The sequence below is a fragment of the Pantoea sp. EA-12 genome (assembly GCF_030053355.1).
Lineage (GTDB): Bacteria > Pseudomonadota > Gammaproteobacteria > Enterobacterales > Enterobacteriaceae > Pantoea > Pantoea vagans_C.
In genome coordinates this window covers 378,155-402,906 of record NZ_JASGBY010000004.1, presented here as the reverse complement: position 1 = coordinate 402,906, position 24,752 = coordinate 378,155, and the positions used below count along the sequence as shown (strand labels likewise).

Genomic DNA, 24,752 nt, shown 5'->3' with positions numbered 1-24,752 from the left:
AGGGCGCACCGATACCCGGCTGCCAACATTAATATTCAGGTTTTCTTACGGCGTTTCGCAGGCTTCTTCTCTGCTTCCGGCACGGCCGGTTGTTCAATCGGAAACACCGGCAAGGCGGCCAGCAGTCGGCTACCGTAGCCTTTGCTCAGCAGGCGTCGATCGTAAATCACGATCTCGCCAAAACAGTTGTGGCTGCGAATCAAACGCCCCACCTGCTGAATCAAGGTAAACGAGGCGCTCGGCAAGCTCTGCACCTCGAACGGGTAGCGCTTAAGGCTCTTCAACCACTCCCCTTCGGTCAAAATTACCGGACTGTCCACCGGGGGAAAAGCAATTTTGTGAATATGCACCTGCGACAGCAGATCGCCTTTCAAATCGAGACCTTCCGCAAAGGATTGCAGCCCAACCAGAATACTGGTTTGCCCCGCCTCCACCCGCTGACGGTGTAACTCCACCAGCCGCGAACGAGGTTGGTCTCCCTGCACCAGCATCGACAAACGCAATGAGGTGAGGTGTGTGACAAATTGCTGCATGGCACGGCCGCTGGCAAACAGTACCAATACCCCTTTGTGCTTCTCTTCCGCCATTTGCTGCAGGAAGAAGCGCGCCATCTCAGCGATATGTTCCGCTTCCGTCGCCATTAAGGGTTCATACTGCATTTGCGGAATCACCAGCTTGCCCTGGTCAATGTGATTGAAGGGGGAATCCAGCGCGACAAAACGGTCGCCCGCCTTTTCACTCAGGCCCGACATCTCCTGCAAGCGGTTAAAGCTGTTTAGCGAGCGCAGGGTCGCCGAGGTTACCACCACGTGCGGGATCTTGCGCCACAGCAGTTTCTCCAGCTGATCGCTGACGCGGATGCCCGCGCAGTGGAACAGGAGATGCGCCTGGCCATCACGGATTTCACGCGTGATCCATTTCGACACCGGTGCGTTAGAGGCTTTTTCCATGGCGGCCAGTCGCCACAGTTTGCTGATCGATTCAAACCAACCAAAATGGCGATTGAGCTGAATAATGGCTTTATGCAGGCGCATAATGTCTGCACTGCCGGTTTGATCGCCCAACTCATTGAGCAACCCTTCACTCAGCCCGCGCAAGGCATCGCTCAACTTAAACAGCCGCGCGCACATCGTCATCAGTTCTTCAGGCAGTTCACCCAGCACAAAACGGAATTCACCCGCTTGGTTATTTGACGGCAACAAAGGATTAAGTGCCGCGCATAGCACCTGCAGTAACTCGCGCATCTCATCGCAATGGCCTTTCAACCGCTCTGGATTGGTGAGCGGTGGCGGTGATTTGGGGCGGAACTGCGCCATGATGGTTTCCACCAGGCGCACAAATAGATCGATTTGCAAACTGCTCCAGCCCGGCGTGATTTCAGCGCTCATCTCCAGCGCATCACGCGCCACTTCCGGCAGATGATGCCCTTCGTCCAGCACCAGCATCAGATGTTTTGCCGGTGGCAGCACCGACTCGTTCTCCATCGCCGCCATCACTAACGCATGGTTGGCGACCACCACATCAGCCTGCTCAATCTCTCGACGCGCGACAAAAAATGGGCATTCACGATACCAGCGGCAATGATGTCCAAGGCAATTGGCTTTATCGGTTGAAAGGCGCTGCCACAGACTGTCTTCAATTGAGACATCAGAGTGATCGCGCAGGCCATCCCATTTGTAGCGGCTGAGATCTTTCTCCAGTCGGGCGCAGAACTTCTGCTCCTCTTTGGAACCGGTCACCGCTTCTTCATCCAGATAGAGCAGCAGATCGCCTTGCTGGTCTTCGGTCGCCGCCAGCGCCGCCAGATTGCGCGGACAGACATAGCGACCGCGACCAAAAGCGGCGGTAAAGGTGAGGTCGGGAATGATTTTTTTCAGCAATGGCAGATCCTTGCTGAAAATTTGATCCTGCAGCGCCACGTTGGCGGTGCTGATCACTAAACGCTTCTCCTCGGCGCGGCTCACCGCAATACCGGGGATCAGATACGACAAGGTTTTACCCACGCCGGTGGGGGCTTCGATCGCCAGATGGCGGCCTTCGTCGCCGGCCAGACTTTTCGCCACTTCGGCGATCATCTGGCGCTGCGGCGCGCGCGGGATAAAGTCAGGAACCTGCTGCTGCAGCGCCTTGTACCATTGCGCAATTTGGCTTTTTATCGCTGCTGTCAGGGCCATGTTGAATACTTTTTGCTGAATTGGCCTGTATTTTTACACAGTATCGCCGCAGCGTCAGCTTTCACTGCTATTTTTTCGCGCGGGATTCAGAATTTCACGCATCGCGCGGATCAGGGTTTCACGTGAGCGTCCACGGCGGAAGGCGAACGAAAACGGCGCACGGAAATGGAAATGTTCTGGCAACAGACGGCACAATTTACCCTGCTGTTCCCAGCTGCTGGCATAGTGTTCGGGCAGGTAACCGATAAAACGCCCGGAAAGTATTAGCGTCAACTGCGCTTCAATACTCTCAACCGAGGCATTGCTCTGACGAAATCCGCGTTTGTTGAGTTCTTGCTGATTCCAGTAGCGCCGCGTCACCATGCCCGTTTGCTGCACGGTGCGCATATCCGTCTCGCCCTGCGCCAGAGGATGCTCAGGGCTGCAATAGAGCCAGTGCTGCTCTTCATACAGTGGAATGGTCACCAGATTGCTGGCACGCAGTGGGAAGTGACCAATGGCTAAATCGAGCCGGTCCTCCAGCAGTTGCTGTTGCAGTTCATTGGGATCGCGCACACTGAGGTTGAAAAAGACCGCCGGAAAACGCTGATTAAAACGGGCAATTGCGGCTGGCAGATCCAGCATACTGTCCGTCACCGTCGCATCGACCACGCCAAGGGAGAAAGTTCCGCCCTGTTCACTTTTCAGGGTTTCGACCTGCTCCTGCCAACCCGCCAGCGTCGCCAGCATTTCCTGGCTGTAGCGGTAAAATTGCTCGCCCTTGGTGGTTAACGTGAATCCGCCGCGCCCGCGCTGGCACAGGATAAAACCCAGCTGCGTCTCCAGCTCACTCATATAGGCACTGATGGCGGGCGTGGTCATATTGAGCGCCTGTTGCGCCCGCGAATAGCCCTGATTTTCTACCACACTGGCAAACACCTGCAGCAGTTTAAGGTTGGGAAGCGTCTGCACCGATTTTCCTTCAGAGATTACTGGCTAAAGTTAAGTAATCTCTGAAGTGATTATCTGCTGTCAAGGATTTTTCCTGTACGCGCCACACGCCATGATGAGGTTCACTTAGCCGAAGGAGCCCGAGATGACCGATTTTCCTCAGCCGCAGGGCGGCAACGAGATGCCACGCTTTGCTGGACGCGGCACCATGATGCGTCTGCCCGCCGTCGAATCCCCTGCCAACCTGGATGTCGCCTTTGTCGGGATTCCGCTGGATATTGGGACCTCGCAACGCAGCGGCACGCGATACGGGCCGCGCGCCATTCGCGCCGATTCGGTGATGATTCGTCCTTATAACATGGCCACCGGAGCAGCCCCGTTTGATTCACTGCGCGTCGGTGACCTCGGCGACGTGCCGATCAACACCTATAGCTTGTTGAAGTCGGTCGATATCATCGAAAACTATTATACCGAACTGAATAACTGGCCGATTATTCCTCTGACGCTCGGTGGGGATCACACGCTGACGTTACCGATTCTGCGGGCGCTGGCGAAAAAGCATGGCCCGATGGGATTGATCCATGTTGATGCGCATACCGACACCAACGATGAGATGTTTGGCGAAAAGATTGCCCATGGCACCACCTTCCGTCGTGCGGTGGAGGAAGGTCTGCTCGACTGCCAGCGCGTGGTGCAGATTGGTCAGCGTGCACAGGGCTACGCTGCCGATGATTTCCAGTGGGGCGTCGATCAGGGCTTCCATCTGGTGCCCGCTGAACAGTGCTGGTATCGATCCATGGCACCCCTGATGGCCGAGGTGCGGGCACGCATTGGGGATGGCCCGGTGTACCTCAGCTATGACATTGACAGCTTCGATCCCGCCTGGGCACCTGGCACCGGCACGCCAGAAGTGGGTGGATTGACCTCCATGCAAGGCCTCGAGATTGTGCGCGGCTGCCGTGGGCTCAACCTGGTGGGCGGCGATCTCGTCGAAGTGTCACCGCCGTACGATCTCAGCGGCATGACCTCGCAGCTGGCGGCCAATATCCTTTATGAGATGCTGTGCGTATTGCCCGGCGTCCGTTACACAGAGAAAAAGTCATGACACAACAGAATTTGGTGTTTCCAGCGCGCGTCTTGCGCGGCGCGGGTGTAATCAATCAGCTGGGCGAAATTTGCGCCGGACTGGGTCAACGCGCCCTGCTGATTGGCGGCCATCAGGCATTGCAAGCGGTGGAAGCGCAGGTGCGTGCGCAACTGCTGGCAGCGAATGTCACGCTGCTGGCGCAGGAATGGTTTGGCGGCGAAACCTCGATTAATCAGATCAATCGTCTGGCGGCCATCGCCACGGAACTGCAAGCGGATGTGATCATCGGCGTCGGCGGCGGCAAATCGCTGGATACCGTAAAAGCGGTCGGCGCGCAGCTTGGCTTGCCATTTATTACCGTGCCAACCATCGCCGCCACCTGTTCGGCGGTGACGCCATTAAGCATTCGCTATGATGACAACGGCAATTTCTTCGATATCTTCCCGCTGCCACAGGCGCCAGCGGCGGTGATCATTGATAGCGAACTGCTGGCAAAAGCCCCGCCGCGCTGGCTGGCTGCGGGTTTGGGCGACACGCTGGCAAAATGGTATGAATTCCGTGCCGTCAGTGCGCGTCATCCGGCGCGTGAAGGTAATGCGCTCTCATCACTGGCACACAGCCAGATTTGCTATGACGTTATCGCCGAACACGGTCCAGCGGCTTATGCTGCCGTGCTGCGCGGGGAAAGCAGTGCGTCACTGGATCAGGTGCTGGATGCCATCTTTACCTGGGCAGGCTTGACCTCGCTGATGAGCAACGGTGCCCACGCTGCGGCATCCCATGCGATTTACGAAGGGTTCACCTTCTGCGATAAAACCCGTGAATTTGGCCATGGCCTGCTGGTCGGTTTCGGCAACCTGTGCCTGCTGGCGCTGGAAGATCGCAGTGACGAAGAGGTGCTGGATGAAATGCGCCTGGCACGTGACTGCGGTGTGCCGCTGACGTTGCGCGAGATCGCACAGCTGGATGATGCCGAACTGGCATTGATCGTGCGTGAATCGGTGCATGCACCGGATATGGAGAATATGGCGCAAGCGGTAACCGAAGCGCGCCTGCTGGCAGCAATGCAGCGAATCGAAGGGTTAGCTGCACGGGTCTAGTGTTGTGCGCTCGGGTGCCCTCACCCTAACCCTCTCCCACAGGGAGAGGGGACCCATCGCAGATTGATTAACTTCACTCAGACTGTTCGATCTCTTGAGGTAGAAGGGACTGGTAGCCGATCAATTCATCAACATAGCTCGAACAACTCCCTCGCCCGCTTGCGGGAGAGGGCTGGGGTGAGGGAAGCTGATCAACCCGCAGCCAATAACGCCACCATTTCCCGCACATCCGCCACGTCGTCCAGATCCAGACACAGGGTTTCCAGCTGCTCAACTTGCTCCAGCGGCAACACTCGCGCCGCTAAGCTACGGTATTTCGCCAGCAACGTTTCAAGACTCAGCGGATTGGCCGGTGCGCCAGAGGCAACGGCAACATGATGCTCCCACTGCTCCCCGTGCTGGGTTTCAATGCGCACCCAGGGCTCATCATCGCGCCCCTGCTGCTCATCAATTTCCAGCACGATACGCGTCATAAACTCGCCGACCTGAGGGTGCAGGCGCTTCGCATCATCGTAACTCCCCAGTTCGGCAGAACCATATAGCGCACGTGCCGCCAGCGCATACGGCAAGCTCATCTGTGCACTGGCCAGGCTTTGCAGCTCACGTCCGCCACACATATCGAGCAGGAACGGATTAAGCCCCACCACAATGCGCTCGATATGCTCGACACGCACCTGATGCTGAGACAACAAGATGCCTAACGCATCGATCGCCGCATGGGTGCCGCGACAGGACGCATAAGGCTTGATCGAACAGCGTGCGAGTTTCCACACACTGCCGAGATCGGCAGTTAACGCGGCGGGCTGCTGGGTTTCTGGCGCCAGGGTTTGTAAAAATCCGCCCCATTTCGCCTCAAATACCGCTGATGGCCCATTGATGCCACGCTGCGCCAGTAACGCAGCCTGTACGCCGCCTTCTGCCGCACGCGCGGCATGCAATTTTTTGGTGTGTGAACCGTCGTGGATAAAGCCCCACAGACCGCCGCTAAAACTGGCGGCTATACCCAGTGCAGAGGCGCACTGCTGACGATCCAGCTGTAAAAGGCTGCACACGGCGGCGGCGGCACCAAACACACCACAGCTGGCCGTTGAGTGCCAACCCGCGCCATTGTGCGCAGAGTAGCCCCCACAGGCTTCCAGCACCCGACGTCCCACGTCATAGCCAATCACCATCGCGACGATCAGCGCCCGGCCTTCCACCGGATGTGTGGCCAATGGCAGTGCAGCCAGCAAGGCGGGCAACACCACCGCTCCGGAATGATCGCAGCCGCCGGTGTCATCCAGCTCATACATGTGCGCCGCCACACCATTTAGCCAGGCCGCCTGGCGTGGTGGGAACTGCGCATCACTGCCCCAGACCACCGACTGCGCCTTGCCGCCCTCTTCAGAGACTAATGCGAGGCAGTCACGCCAGATGGCACTGTCCGTGCCCGCCAGCGACGCACCAAAGGTATCCAGCAGATGGCGCTTCGCTTGCTCCACCAATGAGGATGGCAGTTGCTCAAACTCGGTGGTGGCGATAAACGCGGCCAGTTGTTCAAGCGTTGAGGCCATGGGCACCTCCAGTAATGCGAGCGAAAACTTCCGCAGGATGCGAGGTATCGTTCCCCGGCTGGGATTGCCAGTGTGCAGCCACCTGCTCGGCCGTGGCGATCCACACATTGTGCTGCTGTAGGGTATCGATCAATTCGCGCAGCAAGCTGATACGTCCGGCGGTACCCATAATCTCCGGATGCAGGCGCAGCAGATAACACAGGCCAAAGCGGTGGAAGCCGTGGAAATCTTGCGTCATATTCGCCAGCGTCTCAGCATAGGGCGCAATACGCGATTGCCCCGGTGGAATCGCCGGGCTGAGGTTGAAAGCAAAGTAAGGTTCGTCTTCCAGCGTATAGTGCATCGGCAATTCGACTAAGCGAGTGCCGGGATGGAAGTACGGCAGATCGTCGCCACGCCAGCTGGATGACCAGCGAATCCCCTGTGCCACCAGCGCTTCTGCCAGCCCCGGTTTCCACTGCCCGGCTGGAGTGCGAAAACCTAAAATCGGTTTGCCGGTAAGCTGTGCCAGTTTGTCGCAGCCGCGCGTCACGCTGTCGATCTGCTGCGCTAAGGTCAGCTGCGAGAAATCTTCATGGCGATCGCCGCTACAGGCAATTTCATGGCCTTCCGCCACGATACGTTGCAGCAGTTCCGCTTGCTCCTCGGCGACAATCGCGGGCAGGCACCAGCTGGCTTTCAGCTGCTTTTCCGCCAGCAGCGCCAGCAAGCGATCGACGCCGCGCAGCGTGCCATAGCGCCACACTGACAGGGTTTTATCGCGCCCGGCAACAGCCGGTGCCTGCGTGAGAATGCCGTGGATATCGTTGAAATCGATAGTCAGAACAGCAGCCGACTGGAAGCCCAGCGGCCAGCGAGAAGATTCAGTCATGCTGTTGCTCCTGCAAATACCACTGCGCCACCGCGTCACAGCGCGCAAACCACACGTCATCACGGGCGGTCATATGTTCAAACAGTTGTTCCAGCAGCAGGATACGCCCCGGCTGACCGGATATTTTCGGATGGAACAGCGTGGTCAGGCACAAGCCTTCATCCATCGCGCCGTCAAACTCACGCTGCCAGTTGTCGCGTGTTTGGGCATAGCTGGCGATGCGATCGCCGCCTTTCGGGAAATCAGGCTGACGCGTATAGGCCAGTGAGGCGTAGTCATCCATCTCCCACTTGCCGGGGATCTCAACCAACGGCGTATGGCCCGCGACGGGCATCGCATAGGGTCGATCGTCACCGCGCATGCTGCTGGAGTAGATCACCCCCGCTTCACGTAAAATTTGTGGTGTTTCCGCATGCCAGTCACCTGAGGGAGTACGAAAACCACAGGCGGTAATGCCCAGATGCTGTTTAAAAATCTCGGCAGATTTCGCCATCACCGCCCGCTGCTCTTCCGGTGAAATAGCCCAAAAGGATTCATGACGGTAGCCGTGATAGGCCACTTCGTGGCCCTGTTCGATAATCGCCTGACACTGCTGCGGCCACTGCTCCACCACCCATGCTGGCACAAAGAAGGTGGCAGGCAGATTGAAAGCACGCAGCAGGTCGAGCAGACGCCCGAGCGCGCGGTATGGCCCGTAAGCCCCAAAGGTAAAATACTCTGGCGTTGACCACAGGCTGCCATTCAACATGGCATCGCCAGTGGGACCATCAAGGTCAAACGCCAGCGCCATACAGCCGCGTTTACCCTGCGGCCAGCGCACTGCGCCCGGTTGTTGCATCTGCTTACTCCTTTAGCCCTGATTAACCATCGCTTTATCGATACCGTTATCGCTCAGGCCCCATTTGCTGAGGATCTTCTGGTACGAACCATCGGCAATCATGGCGTCAATCGCGGCCTGAATCGCCGTGGTCAGCTCGGTGGCATCTTTGCCCATCGCCATGCCGGTGTATTGGAAGGAGAAGGCTTTATCCAGTGGCTTAAAGGTGCCTTTTTCCAGATTCATGATGTACGGCAGGGTTTCGCTGCCCTGCACTGCGCCATCCAGACGCCCCTGACGCAGCTGGGTACGCGCATCTGCCGTGCCTTCTGCACCCACTACAACGATGGCCGGTTTACCTGCGGCTTCACAGTGTGCTTTCGACCAGTTGGCAATCTCTTGCGGGAAGGTGGTGCGGCGGCTGGTGCCGACTTTCTTACCGCACAGATCCATCGCGCTGTTGATCTCAGTATGAGAACTCAAGGTGTAGAACTGTGGACCGGTTTTGAAGTAGTCGATGAAGTTGACCACCTTCTGGCGCTCTTTGGTGTCAGTCATGCCTGACATCACCAGATCAACGCGTTTGGTGACCACGGCGTTAACCATCTGCTCAAAAGCGATCTCTTGCCAGTTGATCTTTACGCCCAGCTTTTCACCAATCGCCTGGCCGAGATCGTAATCGACACCGGTGAGCTGGTTGGTCGCGGGATCTTTGAAGTCCATTGGCGGGTAGTTCGGCATAATCGCGACCGTTAACCCTTTCTCTTTGATCGCCGCAGGTACAGCGATATCTGCCCAGGCAGAAGATTGCAGCAACACAGCAGCACTGATGGCACTCAATAACAGCTTTTTCATGTTTTTCACCCCGGTCACATTAAAGAAGAATCGCGTTTATAAAGTTTTTCATCCGTGGGTTCTGCGGGTTCAGCAGAATGTCTTCTGGTGCGCCCTGCTCGATAATTCGTCCCTCATCCATAAACACCACCTGATTAGCCACCTCACGGGCAAAGCCCATTTCGTGCGTGACCACCAGCATGGTGGTGCCCTCTTTTGCCAGCTGACGCATCACTGCCAGCACTTCACCGACCATTTCCGGATCCAGCGCTGAGGTGGGTTCGTCGAACAGCATCAGTTTCGGTTTCATTGCCAGTGCACGGGCAATCGCCACCCGCTGCTGCTGCCCACCGGATAACGACTGCGGATAGTCATGCGCCTTATGCGCCAACCCAACCCGATCCAGCAGTGCCATGGCTTCTTCACTGGCTTCACGTTTCGGACGCAGCAAAACACGGCAGGGTCCTTCGATGATGTTCTCCAGCGCGGTTTTGTGCGGGAACAAGTTGAAGCGCTGGAACACCATGCCGGTTTGCAGGCGCTGACGTGCAATCTGCTTGTCGCTCAGCGCATGTAACTTGTTGCCGGCAATGCGATAACCCGCCAGTTCGTTGTCAACCCAGATTCCGCCTTGATCGACTTTCTCCAACTGATTGATGCAGCGCAAAAAAGTGCTCTTACCCGATCCCGATGGGCCGAGGATGCACATCACCTCGCCGTAATTCACCTCAAGGCTGACATCCTTCAGGGCGTGGAACTGGTCGAAATATTTGTTCACCTTGACGGCGCGCACGATGTTTCTCATGTCTCACTCCCAATTACTGACGCTGGCGATGGCCGCGTGAGAAGTAGCGTTCCAACTGGCTCTGGCCAAATGACAGCACGGTCACCACAATCAGGTACCAGATGCCCGCCACGAACAGCAGTTCCATCACGCGCGCATTGGCGAAGTAGATGGTTTGCGTGTTGTAGAGCAGTTCCGAGTACTGGATCATGCTCGCCAGGCTGGTGGTCTTGATCATGCTGATGAATTCGTTACCCACGGGCGGCAGTATCACGCGCATCGCCTGAGGCAAAATAATGCGCTGCAGCGCTTGCAGACGTGGCATCCCGATAGCTTTTGCGGCTTCGTATTGCCCGGTATCCACCGACAGCAAACCGGCACGCACCACTTCCGAGGTGTACGCCCCCTGGTTGATACTCAGGCCCAGCAACGCCGCCAGAAAGGGCGTCATGATGGTGACGGTTTGCACGCTGAACACGCCGGGAATGCTGATCGTGGGAAACACCAGCGCGAGGTTGAACCACAGCAGCAGTTGCAGAATCAGCGGCGTGCCGCGGAAAATCCAGGCGTAGCCCACCGCGATGTAGTGCAGCACCGGGTTCGGCGACATGTACATGATCGCGGTGATCACCCCGAACAACACGCCCAGCCCCATTGCCAGCACGGACATGATCAAGGTGTTGACCACACCGTTGAGGATGGCCTGCGCGGTAAAGAACTGGCCGACAAACGACCATTCGATATTGCCGTGTGCGAAGGCATTCACCAGCAACCCTAGCAAGACCAGGATCACGACGGACGCGGTGATACGGCCGTAGTAACGACGCGGCACCACCTGATAGCGGTCAAGATCGTAGTGCATCTGCTCGCGACTGTTATTCAGGCTGGGTTCTACCGGGGTGGATTGCGACATAGATGACTCCTCAGGCGCGTGGGCCAGCGTAATCTTCGGTCCAGCGCTGCTGGTCCTGCATCAGGGTTTGCAGGCGGGCCAGCTGCTCGCGCACACGTGCTGGTGCGGTGCCGCCGTAGCCACTGCGAGCCGCCAAAGCGGCTTCTAACGTCAACGCACTGCGCACATCCGGCGTTAAACGCGCATCTACAGCCTGCAACTGTGTATCGCTCAGATCGGACAAGCCGCAATTTTCCTGCTCGCACAGCTGTACCAGTTGACCGGTGATTTCATGCGCTTCACGGAATGGCACGCCGCGCATCGCCAGCCAGTCGGCCACTTCGGTCGCTAGCGTGAAGCCATCGGGTGCCTGATCGCGCATCACATCGGTGTTGAATTTCAACGTCGACATCATGCCCGCCATCGCTGGCAGTACCAGCAGCAGCGTGTCTACGGCATCAATCACGTTGCGCTTGTCATCACTGAGATCGCGGTTGTAGGAGAGTGGCATGGCTTTCATGGTGGTGAGCAGCGCCATCAGGTTGCCGACTAAACGGCCTGAGCGACCACGTGTCAGCTCAGCGATATCGGGGTTTTTCTTCTGCGGCATGATTGAGCTGCCGGTGGCGTAGCTGTCGTGCAACTCGACCCAGCGGAACTGGCGTGAGGCCCACATGCACACCTCTTCGCACAGACGCGACAGGTTGATGCCGATCATGCTGGTGACAAACAGGAATTCTGCGGCGTAATCGCGGCTGGCGACAGCATCAATCGAGTTTTCACAAGGTGCCAGGTAAGCGAGGTCAGCGGCCGCCTGTTCTGGCTGACGCGCAATGGCCGATCCCGCCATCGCCGCGGCACCCAATGGGCAGCGTGCGCTACGGCGATCCCAGTCCTGCATACGTTCGATATCACGAGAGAACGATTGCGCATGTGCCAGCAGTTGATGGCCGAAGACGATAGGCTGGGCTTGCTGTAAATGGGTGAAGCCCGGCGCCACGCTGTCGGTGTGTTGGGCGGCTTGCTCAACCAGCGATTGTTGCAATGCCAGTAGCGCCGTAACCACCTTGCGACCGTTATCACGCAGGTAAAGGCGTAAATCGTTAACGGTTTGATCGTTGCGTGAACGGCCAGCACGCAGTTTGCCGCCCAGTGGCCCTAAACGCTCGGTCAGTGCGCGTTCGATAAAGGTATGCACATCTTCATCCGCCGCGATGGGGTGCAGATTTCCCGCACGGTAATCAGCATCCAGCGCGTCTATCGCCGCCAGCATGGTGCTCAGTTCGTCGGCACTCAGCAGATCACCGCGTGCCAGTTCACGTGCATGAGCACGGCAGCCCGCCAGATCGTAAGGTGCTAAGGCAAAGTAATAATCCGGGCTACGTGAGAGCGCGGTTAAACTGGCCGCTGGTGCCGCTTTAAAACGCGCGCCCCATAACAGTTCGGCATTATCAGACATGCTATTTCCCCTTACAGATAATCTTCAGCGATATGAAAAAGATATGGATACCTCAGCAGCGATAATAAAAACTTATTTTATTACCAAGCTGGTAAATACGTCATATTTCAGGTTCACTGTACTCTCACCGCAATTATTCCGGAGTTGAATAGCAAAGATGGAAAGTAAAGTTTCCCAGTCAGGAAACAATGTGAATAATCGCGGCGATAATGCGGTTCTGGCACTGAGTAATATCGACTTAAAATTACTGCGGGTATTTAAATGCGTGGTGGAAGCCGGTGGATTAACTGCAGCCAGTCACGAATTGAATATTGGTCTGGCGGCGATCAGCAAACAAGTTTCCGATCTGGAGATTCGCCTCGGCATGACGCTGTGCAGCCGTGGGCGCGAAGGTTTTGAGCTGACGCAGTACGGTATCAACGTCTATCAGGCCACGCTCGAACTGTTTGTCTCGCTGAACCTTTTCCGCGAGCGCCTGCACAACAGCCGTAATGAGCTGCTGGGTGATATCGCCATTTGTGTGGTGGATAACACGATCTCCGACCCACAATCGCCGGTCACCGCGGCGGTGCAGCAACTGTACCAGAATGCACCAAAAGTGCAGATTCGATTACAGACCGCGCAATTAGATGATATAGAACGCGGTATCAGTGAAGGCCGTTTTCATTGCGGCATCGCCCCTGTTTATGAAATGAAAAATGATTTTGATTACTTCCCACTTTATAAAGAATATTCAAAATTATATTGCTCCATGTCACATCCTTTATATTCTGGCTCTTGTGATAAAAAAGTATCAGTGGAAATATTACGTGAGCAGAAGATTATTAATCATTTATATGTCACCCCGCGTGATGACCGCCGCATCATTCCGTTGCAGGACAGCGGTGCACAGGCCGTGCAGGTTGAATCTGTCGCGATGCTGATTTTAACCGGTCACTTTATTGGATATTTGCCGGAGCATTATGCCGCGCCCTTTATTGCACGCGGTCAGCTCTGTGAGTTGGGTGATGAATCGGTGCGGCGTGAAAACCCCTTCTGCCTGCTGATTAAGAAAGGCCGGAAAATTAATCCGATTATCCGGCTGTTTATGCAGGCATTGGGACTGGGTGAGGCAGCTGGCGCGCACTGAGATGGTGCAGGTCACTGCGGTCTGGCCCCCTCACCCCGTTATTTAACCCACTTATACATCACCGTCGTCGCATCCAGAACGCCTTCGGTCGACTCCGCATAATAGGGAATCGATCCTGCGATTTGCCATGCCATCGATAAATAGAGATCGGTTGCCACGTCGCCGCTGCGCGTATCCAATACCAGCAGCGTTTTGCCCTGCCCTGTGGCCAGTTGCTCGGCGTGCTGCATCAAGCGACGGGCAATCCCCTGGCGCCGGGCCTCAGGGTGCACCAGCAGTTTGCTGATCTCCGCACGGTGGCGTCCGTTCGGCATCGCACTGAATCCCACCATCACCGTTGCCACAATCACGCCCTGCTGCCAGGCCACCAGCAGTTGATTATCGCCGCTGGCCAGGCTGAAGATCTTATCCTGCCAAAAGCGCTCCATCGCACCACGATCGGCTGCATCAATAAATCCTACGCTGGCGCCGTCTGCCACGCACCCTTGCAACACATCGGTTAACGCCGCCAGCAGCGGCTGAGCTTGTGTCGCGCTTAATTGTTCGATCTCAATCATGGCTTACACACCACCAAAAGGTAACGCGCGCCCCCTTCAGGATGCGCTTCAAAGGAGGATTTCCCCGTGAGATGGAAGCGCAGGCAGTCACCCGCCTGTAAAGTCCAACGCTGTTCATCCATGGTGAACGTCAATTCGCCAGATTGCAGCCAGATGTGTTGTTCCAGTCCCTGCACCGGGGGCGCGTTGTACTCAATACGCGCACCGGGCTGTAGCACGCACTCTACCACTTCGGCTTTGAACTGGCTGGCAGGTGGCGACACGCTGCGACGCTGATAGCCGCTGGCTTCGTCGTGCCAGACCGTCTGGTCGCTGGCTTTCAACAGCAGCGCCGACTCCTCTTCCACTTCACTCAGCAAACGCGACATGGTTAAGCCGTAAGCCACACACAGTCGGTTAAGCAAAGCGGCTGTCGGGCTGGTTTCGGCGCGTTCAATGCGCGACAATGAGGCACGACTGATGCCTGTCGCCATTGCCAACTCGTCTAACGACCAGCCACGTTGTACCCGCAACTCGGCCAGTCGGGCGGCCAGTCGGTCTTCCGTATTTAACACAGACATCGTCACCTCTCATTTATGGGAATTAAATCTCAATAATGAGATAGAACCTGAAATCGTGCACTGGGTCAAGTTGTACAGAAACAAAAGAGTTGTACAACCCAAGCGTGGCGGTTAAGGTGTTGTAATGCAGGTCAGAATTTTTGAGGACGCTATGGCCTTATACAGTATCGGTGATGTTGCCGAGCGCTGTGGAATCAACCCGGTAACACTGCGCGCCTGGCAGCGCCGTTACGGTTTACTTAAACCCCAGCGCACCGAAGGCGGACATCGTCAGTTTGATGACGAAGATGTTCAGCGTATTGAAGAGATCAAACGCTGGATAGAGAGTGGTGTGCCTGTCGGTAAGGTCAAAGCCTTGCTGGAAGGCGAAACCGTGAATGCGCATGATGGCTGGAGCGCGCTGCAGGAAGAGTTAATGGGCGTGCTTCGGCATGTTCGCCCCGCTAAATTACGCACTAAAATCGCCACGATTGGCCGCGAACATCCAGTGGATGCGTTGATCGATCACATTTTTGTGCCTGTGCGTCAACGCCTTGGACTCGACCAAAACACCGCGCGCACCATGTGCAGTCTGCTGGATGGTGCGTTGATTGATTACGTGACCTTTTGCCTGGCGAGTGGACGGAAAAAAGCCGGCAAAGATGCGTTAATGATTGGCTGGGGTGTCGAAGATCGCACACGCATCTGGCTGGAAGCCTGGCGCTTATCGCAGCAGGGCTGGCGCATGGATGTGTTAGCCGAACCGCTGGATATGCCGCGCCCTGAGCTTTTTCCCGGCCAAAATCTGTTTATCTGGACAGGCAAGAAGCCCACGCGTCGTCAGTTAGAGCAGTTTGAACACTGGCAGGCGCAAGGATTTTCCATCCACATTCACGATCCCGCTTAACGAAAAATCGCACACTCGGCCTTTGCCTCGCCGGGTGTGCGCGCTATCATGCCGCACTCCATGACTTTACTCAGGTTTCCATTATGAACTGGAATAAAATTTTCATCGGCACCCTGTTTGCCGTGATGGCCATTGGCGGCATGGGCGGCATGATGTTGGTCGGTTACAGCCTTATCCTTCCCAGCCACTGAGTTTTCTTTGCACGCGCTCCAATACGCGATCGCAGATTAACGCCAGCAACGCCACCAGCACGGCCCCCTGAATGACATAGGCGGTGTTAAAGCCGCTGAGTCCGATGATCACCGGCGAGCCTAAACTCTCCGCGCCCACGGTAGATGCTATGGTCGCCGTGCCGATATTGATCATCACCGAGGTACGCACTCCGGCCATGATCACCGGAGCCGCCAGCGCCAGTTCAATCTGCCACAGACGTTGCCAAGGCCCCATGCCCAGCCCGATGGCGATTTCGCGATTGCTGGCGGGCACACTGTCTAATCCCGCTAAGGTGCCCTGCAGAATGGGTAGCAGTCCGTAAAGGAACAGCGCCATGATCGCAGGCGTTGCGCCAAAGCCCATCACCGGCACCGCAATCGCCAACACCGCCACTGGTGGGAAGGTTTGCCCGGCTGCCGCTAAAGTCTCCAGTAGCGGACGAAAAGCCCGTCCGGCCCGGCGCGTGGCAAATACCGCACAGCCTACCCCAACCACCAGCGCCAGCATGCTGCCACTCAATACCAATGCAAGATGGGCCAACGCCAACTGCCAAAAACTCTCCTGCTGATACAACGGCCGATCCAGCTGCGGGAACCAGTGGGCAAACAGCGGCCCACTGTGCGGTAATCCCCACAGCAGCAGCAGAAACGCGGCCAGCAACCAGTAGAGTGGATCGCGCAACAGGCGCATTACCCGGCCTCCCGCTGGCGTAACAGATCGCTGAAATGCAGTACCCCGAGCGGCTGCTGATGCTGATCAACCACCGGCAATTTATCCGTGCGCCGGGCGATAAATTGCGACAGCGCTTCACGCAGCGTGAGTGCCGCAGCAATCGGTTCGCCCTCCAGCCACTCTCCTCGCCGAGCTGCACGGCCTGCGCGTCCCAAGGCGAGCAGTCGCACGCCCAACTCACTGCGGCCAAAGAAGGCACGCGCGAAATCATTGGCCGGTTGAGTCAACAGTTCGATGGGTTTGCCCTGCTGAACAATCTCTCCCCCGTCCATCAGCACCAACTGATCGGCCAGCGTGAGAGCTTCATCAATATCATGCGTCACCAGCACCACGGTGCGCCCCGAGAGCTTCTGAATACGCAGCATCTCCTGCTGCAGTGCCTGACGATTCACCGGGTCAAGTGCACCAAAGGGTTCATCCATCAATAACAGTTCCGGATCGGCGGCCAGCGCACGTGCCACTCCGACTCGCTGCTGCTGCCCGCCAGAGAGCTGATGCGGAAACCGTGATGCCAGATGCGCATCCAGATTCAGCAGCGCCAGCAACTCCTCTACGCGCTGATTGATTTTCGCCTGCGGCCAGCCCAGTAAAGCGGGCACGGTGGCGATATTTTTCGCCACATTCCAGTGAGGGAACAGCCCAATAGACTGGATGGCATAACCGATACGGCGTCGTAAGGCGCGTGCATCCATACGCTCAATGGCTTCCCCGTTAAACCGAATCTCACCGCTGTCATGTTCCACCAGCCGGTTAATCATCTTCAGGGTGGTGGATTTACCCGAGCCGGACGTGCCAATCAATACGGTAAAACTGCCTTTCTCAATATGCAGCGTCAGATCTCGCACCGCCGTTTTGCCAGCAAACACTTTGCTGACCTGGTGAAACTCAATCATGTGACCTCTCCAACAGTGCCGACAGTAAACGCAACGCGGCATCAAACATCACCGCCAACGCCACTACCGGAATCACGCCCAGCAAGACCAAATCCAGTGCGCTACTCAGCAATCCTTGAAACAGAATCGCGCCAAATCCCCCGGCACCAATCAGCGCCGCCACCACCGCCAGCCCCACGGTTTGCACCACCACCACGCGCAAACCCGATAGCCACACCGGCAGTGCCAGCGGCAGTTCTGCATGCCAGAACTGTTGCAGCGCACTCATCCCCATGCCGCGCGCGGTTTCACGCACCTCTTGTGGCACCTGCTGTAATCCGGCCACCACGCTGCGCACCAACGGTAATAGCGCATAGAGCACCAAAGCGATCAGCGCCGGGGCAGTGCCAATTCCGCTGATACCCCAGCTCGCCAACACCGGGAAGGCAGAAGCTAAACCGGCTAACGGCGCAATCAGCAGACCAAATAGTGCAACAGAAGGGATGGTTTGAATCAGGTTTAACACGCTAAAGGCAGCACTTTGCCAGCGCGGTCGCCGGGCAATCGCCAGCCCCAACGGTACGCCAATCAATAACGTCGGCAGCAGCGTGCCGCCCAACAGCAGCAGATGCTGGCTAAACGCCGCATCAAACACCGACTTGCGGTTGGCATACTCTTTTAGCAGAGACAGGTGATCGAGGTGCCCGCTGAGCAACAATAGCAGCGGCACCAGCCAGATTTGCAGATTCAGCAGAATGCGCCAAGGGGTGCTGTGAACGAGTTGGCGGATAATCTCAGCCGCCAGCAGTAACGCCAGCGCGGCGGCACACCATAAACCACTGCCCAACGCGGTACGCGCCAGCGGACTGCCGCCATTCGCCAGGGCGCTCGCGGCATGCCCGGCGATGCCCACCAACAACGCCAGCATCACTTCAGCCGCCAGCATGGCCATAAGCTGAGGATAGCGGCGTGGCTGGCACCACAATCCCAGCCATAGCACCAGCAACGGCAGCAACACCCACCAGGATTGCGCCACCTGCCACAGCATCAGCGGCTGCCCCGAGACCAGACGGTTCGCCGCAAAGCTCAGCAACGGCAGGGCAAACAGGGCGAGCGTGATCAGCAGTGTGAGCACCAGCAGAACCGGCTGCTGGCGCGGTCTAAGCAACAGAGGCGGCACTGCTTACAGCAACTTATTCTGCTGCAACCACTGCTGCGCGACCTGGCCGGCATCCTGACCTTCAACCGCAATCTGCGCGTTTAATTGTTGCAGGGTCTTCTCATCCAGCTTGCTAAACACTGGCTGCAGCCAGTTGGCGATATCCGGATACTGTTGTAGAACGCTGGCGCGGATCACCGGCGTCGGGGCATAGATCGGTTGCACACCTTTAGGATCGTTCAGGGTTTGCAGACCCAGCGCCGCCACCGGACCATCGGTGCCATATGCCATCGCCGCATTGACGCCCGACGTTTGCTGCGCCGCCGCTTTGATGGTCACCGCGGTATCCCCGCCCGCCAGCGACAATAACTGCGATTGATCCAGCTTGAAGTTATAGGCTTTTTCAAAGGCTGGCAGTGCGTCACTGCGTTCGATAAATTCCGCGGACGCGGCCAGCTTGAAAGTGCCGCCTTTTTTCAGGTAAGCACTGAGGTCGTCGAGGGAGTGAAGATTGTTTTTCTGCGCCACATCGCCACGCACCGCAATCGTCCAGGTGTTGTTGGCTGGGGCGGGTGTCAGCCAGACCAGATGGTTTTTATCGGCATCGAGCTTTTTCACTTTCTCGTAGCCCTGTTGTGCATTCTTCCAGGCAGCGTCTTTCTCATCGTTGAAGAAAAATGCGCCGTTACCGGTGTATTCCGGATAGATATCCAGTTCACCCGCCGTAATCGCACCGCGCACCACTTGGGTGGTGCCGAGCTGGATTTTGTTGACGGTTTTTACCCCGTGTTTATCCAGCACCTGCAGGATGATGTTCCCCAGCAGCGAACCTTCGGTATCGATTTTCGATCCCACCTTGACCGGATCGGCAGCGTTAGCCGCGCCCACACTCATCGCTAACGCGATCATCCCCAATAAACCCTGCTTAATCATGCCGCTTTCCTCTGCTTATGTTTCGCTGTGTGACTATCAAGCGTAGCCTGGCGAAACCAGATGGGGGCGGTCAAGCCGCGCAGTTCGAGCTTTTTCTGCTATGAATTGCGCATTGTTTATAACCGTAACGCAGGACTTATAACCAAATGGAATTTTTAAAGCGTTGACTGGGGATTATTCTCATAGGCCCACTCTTTACAATAAAATACATAACATCATGTCCGACTTAGCTTCTCCGGCGCACGTCGCGCTGGCAGGGAATACGCCATCAGGCGAAACCAAATGGATTCGCAGCGCTGCTGACGTGTCGAATCTTGTCAATAACAGCAATGAATCGCGCAGTAACGCGCGCATTGTGGTCGCTATCGCGCTGGGCGGCGTGTTTCTTGATGCGTACGACCTCGGCGCATTGGCCTTTGGCATCAAAGACGTCACGCGCGAATTTAATCTCACCCCCACCGGCACCGGTATGGTGGCCTCGGCCATCACTTTCGGCGCGATTGTCGGCGCCCTGATCGGCGGTTATCTCACAGATAAAATCGGCCGCTACCGCGTCTTTATGGCGGATATGTTCTTCTTCGTGGTCGCTGCGCTGGCCTGCGCCTTTGCGCCGAACGAGTATGTGTTAGGCGGTGCGCGCTTCGTGATGGGATTGGGGGTTGGCATTGATTTGCCGGTGGCGATGGCGTTTCTGGCGGAGTTTTCCAAACTGCGCGGACAGGGCAATAAGGCGGCCAGTGTGGCGATGTGGTGCCCCACCTGGTATGCGGCAATCAGTATTTCCTATCTGCTGGTGTTACTGCTGTATGCAGTGCTGCCGGAGAGCCACACCGACTGGCTGTGGCGTCTGATTCTTGGTTTTGGCGCGGTTCCCGCGTTGTTGATCATCGCGATTCGCAGCCGTTATATGAGTGAATCCCCGGTCTGGGCGGCGAATCAGGGCAACCTGCAGGGGGCCGCACAGATCCTGCAACGCTCCTACAACATCAACGCGCAGGTGGCGGATGATGCCGATTTAACCCAGGCCAAACCGGTACGCAAGGCCAGCTGGCGCAACTATGGCGCGCTGCTTCAGGGTGTCTATCGCCGCCGGACGATTTTAGCCACGGTGACCTCCATCGCTTCATCGTTTGCCTATAACGCGGTGGCGTTTGGCCTGCCGGTGATCATTTCGAGTTTCTTCGCCCAATCGATGCTGACCACCATTCTGGTGTCGCTGGCGCTCAATCTGCTGTTTGCGTTTGTCGGCGGATTGCTGGCCGTGCGTCTGGTGCCCCGTCTCGGTGCCTGGAAGATGTCAGTAGCGGGTTACAGCTGCCAGTGTATTGCACTGCTCGGACTGGCTTTGATTGGCCGTCCAGAAGGCGGTGAACAGGCTGCCGTTGCCATCGCCATGCTGGCGCTGTTCCTGTTTGGTCAGGGATTTGGTCCGGGCTCGCACACCATGACGTTCGCTTCACTGAGCTATCCAGCTTCACTGCGTGGCGTCGGCGTTGGCTTTAACCAGACGCTGATGCGCGGCAGTTCCACCGTGTCGCTGTTTGTCTTCCCGCTGCTGGTCGCCACGTTTGGCACTGGGGTGTTTTGGGTGATCTTCCTTGCTCCGCTGATCGGATTGCTGGCGCTGCTGGCGATTCGCTGGGAACCCTCAGGCTACGATGTCGATGCGGAAGACTTTAGCTAGCATGACAACGCCCCACGCATGGGGCGTTTTTTTTATGCAGTCAGGCGGAAGTCGCCAAGGGTATTGGGGATGCGTGGGAAGGTGTGCAGGAACCAGGGCGTAAACTGCTCAGGATCATCCTGCATTTCCTGCTGAATCTGCGCAATCGAGCGATAGCACCAGGCATCCGCTTCTTCCGGATTGAGTTGCGGTTCAACATCGCTGATGGCGAAGAACACATGACCGTATTCGTGCTCGGTCAAACCATTGCTGAGCGGCAGGTTGTAGCTCAATTCGAATACCGGCGTCAGCGCTAGCTGCATGCCCATCTCTTCACGCAAGCGACGTTCTGCGGCATCGCGCGTCGATTCCTGTGGATAAGGGTGACCACAACAGGTGTTGCTCCACAAGCCACCACAGTGATATTTGCCGTTGGCACGGCGCTGCAGCAGCAGTTCATGGCGCGAATTGAACACGTAGACCGTCACCGCACGATGCAGCAATCCTTTCTCATGTACTTCCAGCTTTTCCATCTTGCCGGTGGGACGATCGAGGTGGTCGACGAGAATAACTTCAATGGCGGGCATGACAACTCCTTCGGAAAATTCTCAGCTATTGTACACAACCTCTGAGCCTGAATCTGAGGAAATCGCGCACATTCCGTGCGCTGGCGCGATGAAGATAAGCTTAGCAGCCATAAGGCAAATAGCGGAAAATTTGCGATGGTGTGCCTAGTGCGCGCACAGGATCGTTGTAGAGTCGCCATTTATGGCGACCAGAAAGCGCTTGATTAAGCAGCATGATGCCCTGCTTTATGTCCCTACTCTTTTAATTTAACGCTCTGAATGATCACCGGCTCACTGGTTGTTTTCTTATGCGCCGCCCCCCACACCTCGTCATAGGCATATCCGGTGAGGTCTTTAATCACCACGCGGGTTTCTGCATCGCAGTGCGCGGGGGTGCCGCCCAACTTGCGGCGCGCCACTTCTTTGATCAACAACTTGTGGCTACGCTGGGTCAGCTTGAACTTAAAGGTCAGCCAGAAACTCACTGCCAGCAATGCGCTGGTGACGAACACCATTAGCCCGACAATCGCATGAATGGCACTCTCAGGCTGTGCACCATTGCCTTTCACGAATCCGCTCTCCTGCAGCACGATGCCAATCATAAAGATGGCGATGGCAACCGAGCTTTTACGCGTCAGCACCATCACGCCCGCGAAAATGCCTTCGCGTCGTTTGCAGGTCACCATCTCATCGATATCGGGAATGAAGCTGTAAATATTCCACGGGATGTAAAACAACCCTGCGCGCACAATCCCGAGGAAGAGAAAGAGCGTGCTGAACAGCAGCGTCGGTATCTGCCACTGCCACAAATAGACAGCAAACAGCAGAACGAAGATGGTGGTGATACTGAGATAGCAGATCCTCAGCGCATTGGAAGGCGTCATGTTATATCGCCCCAGTAGCATCATAAAAATAAAGGTGCCCGGGATAGACATAAACATCATATTACTCAGCAGCAGTGAGGCTAATGAAGCATCCTGCTTGAGACCGTAGATCACGAAATAGGTAAAGACCGCCAAAAAGGCGTCCATCGCGGTAAATGAGCAGATATAGATCAGCAGATGCTGGCGAAACGCTTTGATTTTGAATGACGACGCCAAATCCACAAACAGAAATTTAAGGTGCGAACCCAAACTGCCACTTCGCGCGGATCGTTGCGCGACATCCTCCTCCGGTTGAATATCCTTTGCCTCCCAGGTGGTCAGCCAGGTAATAAACACGGCGATGCAATAAATCACCGAGAAAATCACCCCGGTCAGGGTAAAGGTGATGGCATTGTCTTTACCGGTGTAGGACATGATCAGCCCCGGTACAGAAACTGCGAGGAAACTGCCAAGCGCAGAGAACATCAGACGTACACCAGAAAGACGCGTACGCTCGCTAAAGCGGTTGGTCATCTCGGATGACAAGGTTTCCCACGGCACCAGTATCATCGCTGACAGCAATTCAATCGTGAGATAGGTGCCCAGATAATACCAATAGCCCATATCCGTCACCCAGAGTGCGCCATACAGCAGCATTAACGGTGAGGAGATTAAAATAAAGAAGCGGCGGCGGCCAAATTTACGCCCCAGCCAGGTATTGCCGAAATTATCGGTGATATAGCCCATAATCGGGCTTAATATCGCGTCGATCACACGGGCAATAGCAAATATCGAACCGGCTTCAAATACCGATAATCCGCAGTAGGTGGTATAGAAAAACAGCAGCCAGGTGCCAATTACCGCAAAGGCACCGCCGCCAAATAAGTCAGTTAGTCCGTAGCCTATTGCTACACCATAACCGACGCGACGTTCTGTAGGTTTAACCATCGATCCGATTCCTGTTCTGGTAGGGGTGTAATAACGGCAAGGTGCAATGCCCTGCCGCTGTTGTTATCAACAGAATTGGAAATCAACGTAATAAGGGAGGCGTTATCCCGCGTTGGCTAACATCTGCGCCTTAACGCACAACTCCGCGGCTTTAAACGCATGCTGCTGAGTCATGGCGTGTTCGGTGCGATGAATGCAGTCTTTAATCAGTTGCCCGAAGAAGGGAAAACCGACTTCACCTGACACCGCATAGCGGAATTCCCCCTCCTTATTCACCAGATACACCACATCCTGCTCACCACGTGTCAGGTCGGTGTATTTACGAATTTCGATATAACCGTCGGTGCCGAGTAGCGTCATACGTCCATCGCCCCAGGTGGATAAGCCGTCTGGCGTGAACCAGTCGCAGCGGAAATAGCCGGTCGCGCCGTTCTCTCCGGCCAGCATGGCATCACCAAAGTCTTCGAATTGCGGATGTTGCGGATGGCGGAAATTGCGCACTTGGCTGGCCACGACAGTGGCATCACTGTTGCCGGTGTAATAGAGGAATTGTTCAATCTGATGACTTCCGATATCGCACAGAATGCCGCCGAAATAACGACGTTGATAGAACCAGTCTGGTCGTCCGGTGCCTTCACGGTGTGGGCCGGTGCCCAGCGTTTGTACCACCTGACCGATAGCCCCGCTTTCCACCAGTTGGCCGGCAAACACCGCACTCTCAACGTGTAAACGTTCGCTGTAATAAACCGCATACTTGCGCCCGGTTTTGGCGCACATCGCTTTGGCATCTTCCAGCTGTTCCAGACTGGTGAGCGGCGCTTTGTCGGTGAAGTAATCTTTGCCAGCCGCCATCACCTTCAGCCCCAACGCGCAGCGCTGTGACGGGATCGCCGCCCCCGCCACCAGCTGAACCTGCGGGTCCGCCAGCAGCGTCTCCAGTGAGTCCGCTACCTGCACCTGCGGATATTGCTGCACAAACTTATCCACTTTGGCGGGATCGGGATCAAACACCCATTTTAGCGTGGCGCCGGCTTCGGTTAGGCCATTGCACATGCCGTAAATGTGGCCGTGATCGAGCCCTGCTGCTGCGATCACGAACTCCCCCGGCTGCACCACCGGCTGCGGTTTGCCTTGCGGCGCGTAGTTCATGCCATCCTGCTTATTCATGGT

Annotated in this window: 24 protein-coding genes; 6 read left to right on the top strand and 18 right to left on the bottom strand. The window is 56.4% G+C overall.

The window, feature by feature from the left end:
• Positions 1 to 35: 35 nt before the first annotated feature.
• On the bottom strand, positions 36 to 2,174 hold the full coding sequence (gene dinG, locus QMZ30_RS09030) for an ATP-dependent DNA helicase DinG (protein ID WP_283227092.1): 2,139 nt from the start codon (positions 2,172 to 2,174) through the stop codon (positions 36 to 38).
• A 54-nt stretch (positions 2,175 to 2,228) separates the two neighbouring features.
• Complete coding sequence (locus QMZ30_RS09025; RefSeq protein ID WP_283227091.1) at positions 2,229 to 3,125, bottom strand: LysR family transcriptional regulator; 897 nt, start codon at positions 3,123 to 3,125, stop codon at positions 2,229 to 2,231.
• A gap of 124 nt (positions 3,126 to 3,249) precedes the next feature.
• On the opposite strand from QMZ30_RS09025, the gene speB reads away from it, so the two are divergent.
• Together speB and QMZ30_RS09015 are read left to right on the top strand one after the other, a co-directional pair.
• A complete protein-coding gene (speB, locus tag QMZ30_RS09020; protein ID WP_039329620.1) occupies positions 3,250 to 4,209 on the top strand; it encodes an agmatinase in 960 nt (319 codons plus the stop codon).
• Entirely contained in the window at positions 4,206 to 5,291 is a 1,086-nt protein-coding gene (locus QMZ30_RS09015) for an iron-containing alcohol dehydrogenase family protein (protein WP_283227090.1), read from the top strand. The genes speB and QMZ30_RS09015 overlap by 4 nt, the downstream gene beginning before the upstream one ends.
• Before the next feature lie 191 nt (positions 5,292 to 5,482).
• Here QMZ30_RS09015 and QMZ30_RS09010 read toward each other — a convergent pair whose 3' ends face one another.
• The 7 genes from QMZ30_RS09010 to argH are packed head-to-tail and all read right to left on the bottom strand — an operon-like array spanning position 5,483 to position 12,501.
• A complete protein-coding gene (locus QMZ30_RS09010) occupies positions 5,483 to 6,844 on the bottom strand; it encodes an MmgE/PrpD family protein (protein ID WP_283227089.1) in 1,362 nt (453 codons plus the stop codon).
• Positions 6,828 to 7,715 (bottom strand): polysaccharide deacetylase family protein, encoded by an 888-nt coding sequence (locus QMZ30_RS09005; RefSeq protein WP_283227088.1) that lies wholly within the window; start codon positions 7,713 to 7,715, stop codon positions 6,828 to 6,830. Before QMZ30_RS09005 ends, QMZ30_RS09010 begins: the two co-directional genes overlap by 17 nt.
• Entirely contained in the window at positions 7,708 to 8,553 is an 846-nt protein-coding gene (locus QMZ30_RS09000) for a polysaccharide deacetylase family protein (RefSeq protein ID WP_283227087.1), read from the bottom strand. Before QMZ30_RS09000 ends, QMZ30_RS09005 begins: the two co-directional genes overlap by 8 nt.
• Positions 8,554 to 8,565: 12 nt before the next feature.
• Positions 8,566 to 9,387, bottom strand: coding sequence for an ABC transporter substrate-binding protein (locus QMZ30_RS08995; protein WP_039329652.1), 822 nt, complete (start codon positions 9,385 to 9,387; stop codon positions 8,566 to 8,568).
• 19 nt (positions 9,388 to 9,406) lie between these two features.
• Positions 9,407 to 10,171, bottom strand: a complete 765-nt coding sequence (locus QMZ30_RS08990; protein ID WP_034820986.1) for an amino acid ABC transporter ATP-binding protein — start codon at positions 10,169 to 10,171, stop codon at positions 9,407 to 9,409.
• 13 nt (positions 10,172 to 10,184) lie between these two features.
• Positions 10,185 to 11,063, bottom strand: a complete 879-nt coding sequence (locus tag QMZ30_RS08985) for an amino acid ABC transporter permease (protein WP_283227086.1) — start codon at positions 11,061 to 11,063, stop codon at positions 10,185 to 10,187.
• Positions 11,064 to 11,073: 10 nt separating this feature from the next.
• Complete coding sequence (argH, locus tag QMZ30_RS08980; protein WP_283227085.1) at positions 11,074 to 12,501, bottom strand: argininosuccinate lyase; 1,428 nt, start codon at positions 12,499 to 12,501, stop codon at positions 11,074 to 11,076.
• Between the two features lie 157 nt (positions 12,502 to 12,658).
• Between argH and QMZ30_RS08975 the strand changes: the two genes are divergently transcribed.
• Positions 12,659 to 13,630, top strand: a complete 972-nt coding sequence (locus QMZ30_RS08975; RefSeq protein ID WP_283227084.1) for a LysR family transcriptional regulator — start codon at positions 12,659 to 12,661, stop codon at positions 13,628 to 13,630.
• Between the two features lie 38 nt (positions 13,631 to 13,668).
• On the opposite strand, the gene QMZ30_RS08970 is transcribed toward QMZ30_RS08975, so the two are convergent.
• Complete coding sequence (locus QMZ30_RS08970; protein ID WP_283227083.1) at positions 13,669 to 14,187, bottom strand: GNAT family N-acetyltransferase; 519 nt, start codon at positions 14,185 to 14,187, stop codon at positions 13,669 to 13,671.
• A complete protein-coding gene (locus QMZ30_RS08965; protein WP_058969791.1) occupies positions 14,184 to 14,747 on the bottom strand; it encodes a helix-turn-helix domain-containing protein in 564 nt (187 codons plus the stop codon). The genes QMZ30_RS08970 and QMZ30_RS08965 overlap by 4 nt, the downstream gene beginning before the upstream one ends.
• Before the next feature lie 151 nt (positions 14,748 to 14,898).
• On the opposite strand from QMZ30_RS08965, the gene QMZ30_RS08960 reads away from it, so the two are divergent.
• Both QMZ30_RS08960 and QMZ30_RS08955 read left to right on the top strand, forming a co-directional pair.
• The gene (locus QMZ30_RS08960; protein ID WP_039329653.1) at positions 14,899 to 15,633 is read left to right on the top strand and encodes a MerR family transcriptional regulator; all 735 of its coding nucleotides are present in this window, start codon (positions 14,899 to 14,901) and stop codon (positions 15,631 to 15,633) included.
• An 83-nt stretch (positions 15,634 to 15,716) separates the two neighbouring features.
• Positions 15,717 to 15,824, top strand: a complete 108-nt coding sequence (locus QMZ30_RS08955; RefSeq protein WP_231568843.1) for a YohO family small membrane protein — start codon at positions 15,717 to 15,719, stop codon at positions 15,822 to 15,824.
• On the opposite strand, the gene QMZ30_RS08950 is transcribed toward QMZ30_RS08955, so the two are convergent.
• From QMZ30_RS08950 to osmF, 4 genes are read right to left on the bottom strand one after another with little or no spacing between them, the layout of a single operon-like run.
• On the bottom strand, positions 15,805 to 16,536 hold the full coding sequence (locus QMZ30_RS08950) for an ABC transporter permease (protein ID WP_283227082.1): 732 nt from the start codon (positions 16,534 to 16,536) through the stop codon (positions 15,805 to 15,807). The two genes, QMZ30_RS08955 and QMZ30_RS08950, sit on opposite strands and share 20 nt — an antisense overlap.
• Positions 16,536 to 17,471, bottom strand: a complete 936-nt coding sequence (locus QMZ30_RS08945; RefSeq protein ID WP_283227081.1) for an ABC transporter ATP-binding protein — start codon at positions 17,469 to 17,471, stop codon at positions 16,536 to 16,538. The genes QMZ30_RS08950 and QMZ30_RS08945 overlap by 1 nt, the downstream gene beginning before the upstream one ends.
• Positions 17,464 to 18,630: an ABC transporter permease gene (locus tag QMZ30_RS08940; protein ID WP_283227080.1), complete on the bottom strand. Its 1,167-nt coding sequence runs from the start codon at positions 18,628 to 18,630 to the stop codon at positions 17,464 to 17,466. Before QMZ30_RS08940 ends, QMZ30_RS08945 begins: the two co-directional genes overlap by 8 nt.
• 3 nt (positions 18,631 to 18,633) lie before the next feature.
• Entirely contained in the window at positions 18,634 to 19,542 is a 909-nt protein-coding gene (gene osmF / locus QMZ30_RS08935) for a glycine betaine ABC transporter substrate-binding protein OsmF (RefSeq protein ID WP_039329646.1), read from the bottom strand.
• Positions 19,543 to 19,759: 217 nt separating this feature from the next.
• Between osmF and QMZ30_RS08930 the strand changes: the two genes are divergently transcribed.
• A complete protein-coding gene (locus QMZ30_RS08930; RefSeq protein WP_283227079.1) occupies positions 19,760 to 21,226 on the top strand; it encodes an MFS transporter in 1,467 nt (488 codons plus the stop codon).
• A gap of 32 nt (positions 21,227 to 21,258) precedes the next feature.
• On the opposite strand, the gene idi is transcribed toward QMZ30_RS08930, so the two are convergent.
• The 3 genes from idi to QMZ30_RS08915 all read right to left on the bottom strand — a co-directional run bounded on the left by idi (position 21,259) and on the right by QMZ30_RS08915 (position 24,749).
• Positions 21,259 to 21,792: an isopentenyl-diphosphate Delta-isomerase gene (gene idi, locus QMZ30_RS08925; protein ID WP_039329650.1), complete on the bottom strand. Its 534-nt coding sequence runs from the start codon at positions 21,790 to 21,792 to the stop codon at positions 21,259 to 21,261.
• A gap of 233 nt (positions 21,793 to 22,025) precedes the next feature.
• Positions 22,026 to 23,582, bottom strand: coding sequence for an MFS transporter (locus QMZ30_RS08920; RefSeq protein WP_283227078.1), 1,557 nt, complete (start codon positions 23,580 to 23,582; stop codon positions 22,026 to 22,028).
• A gap of 102 nt (positions 23,583 to 23,684) precedes the next feature.
• Complete coding sequence (locus QMZ30_RS08915) at positions 23,685 to 24,749, bottom strand: Gfo/Idh/MocA family protein (protein ID WP_058969799.1); 1,065 nt, start codon at positions 24,747 to 24,749, stop codon at positions 23,685 to 23,687.
• Positions 24,750 to 24,752 lie beyond the last annotated feature (3 nt).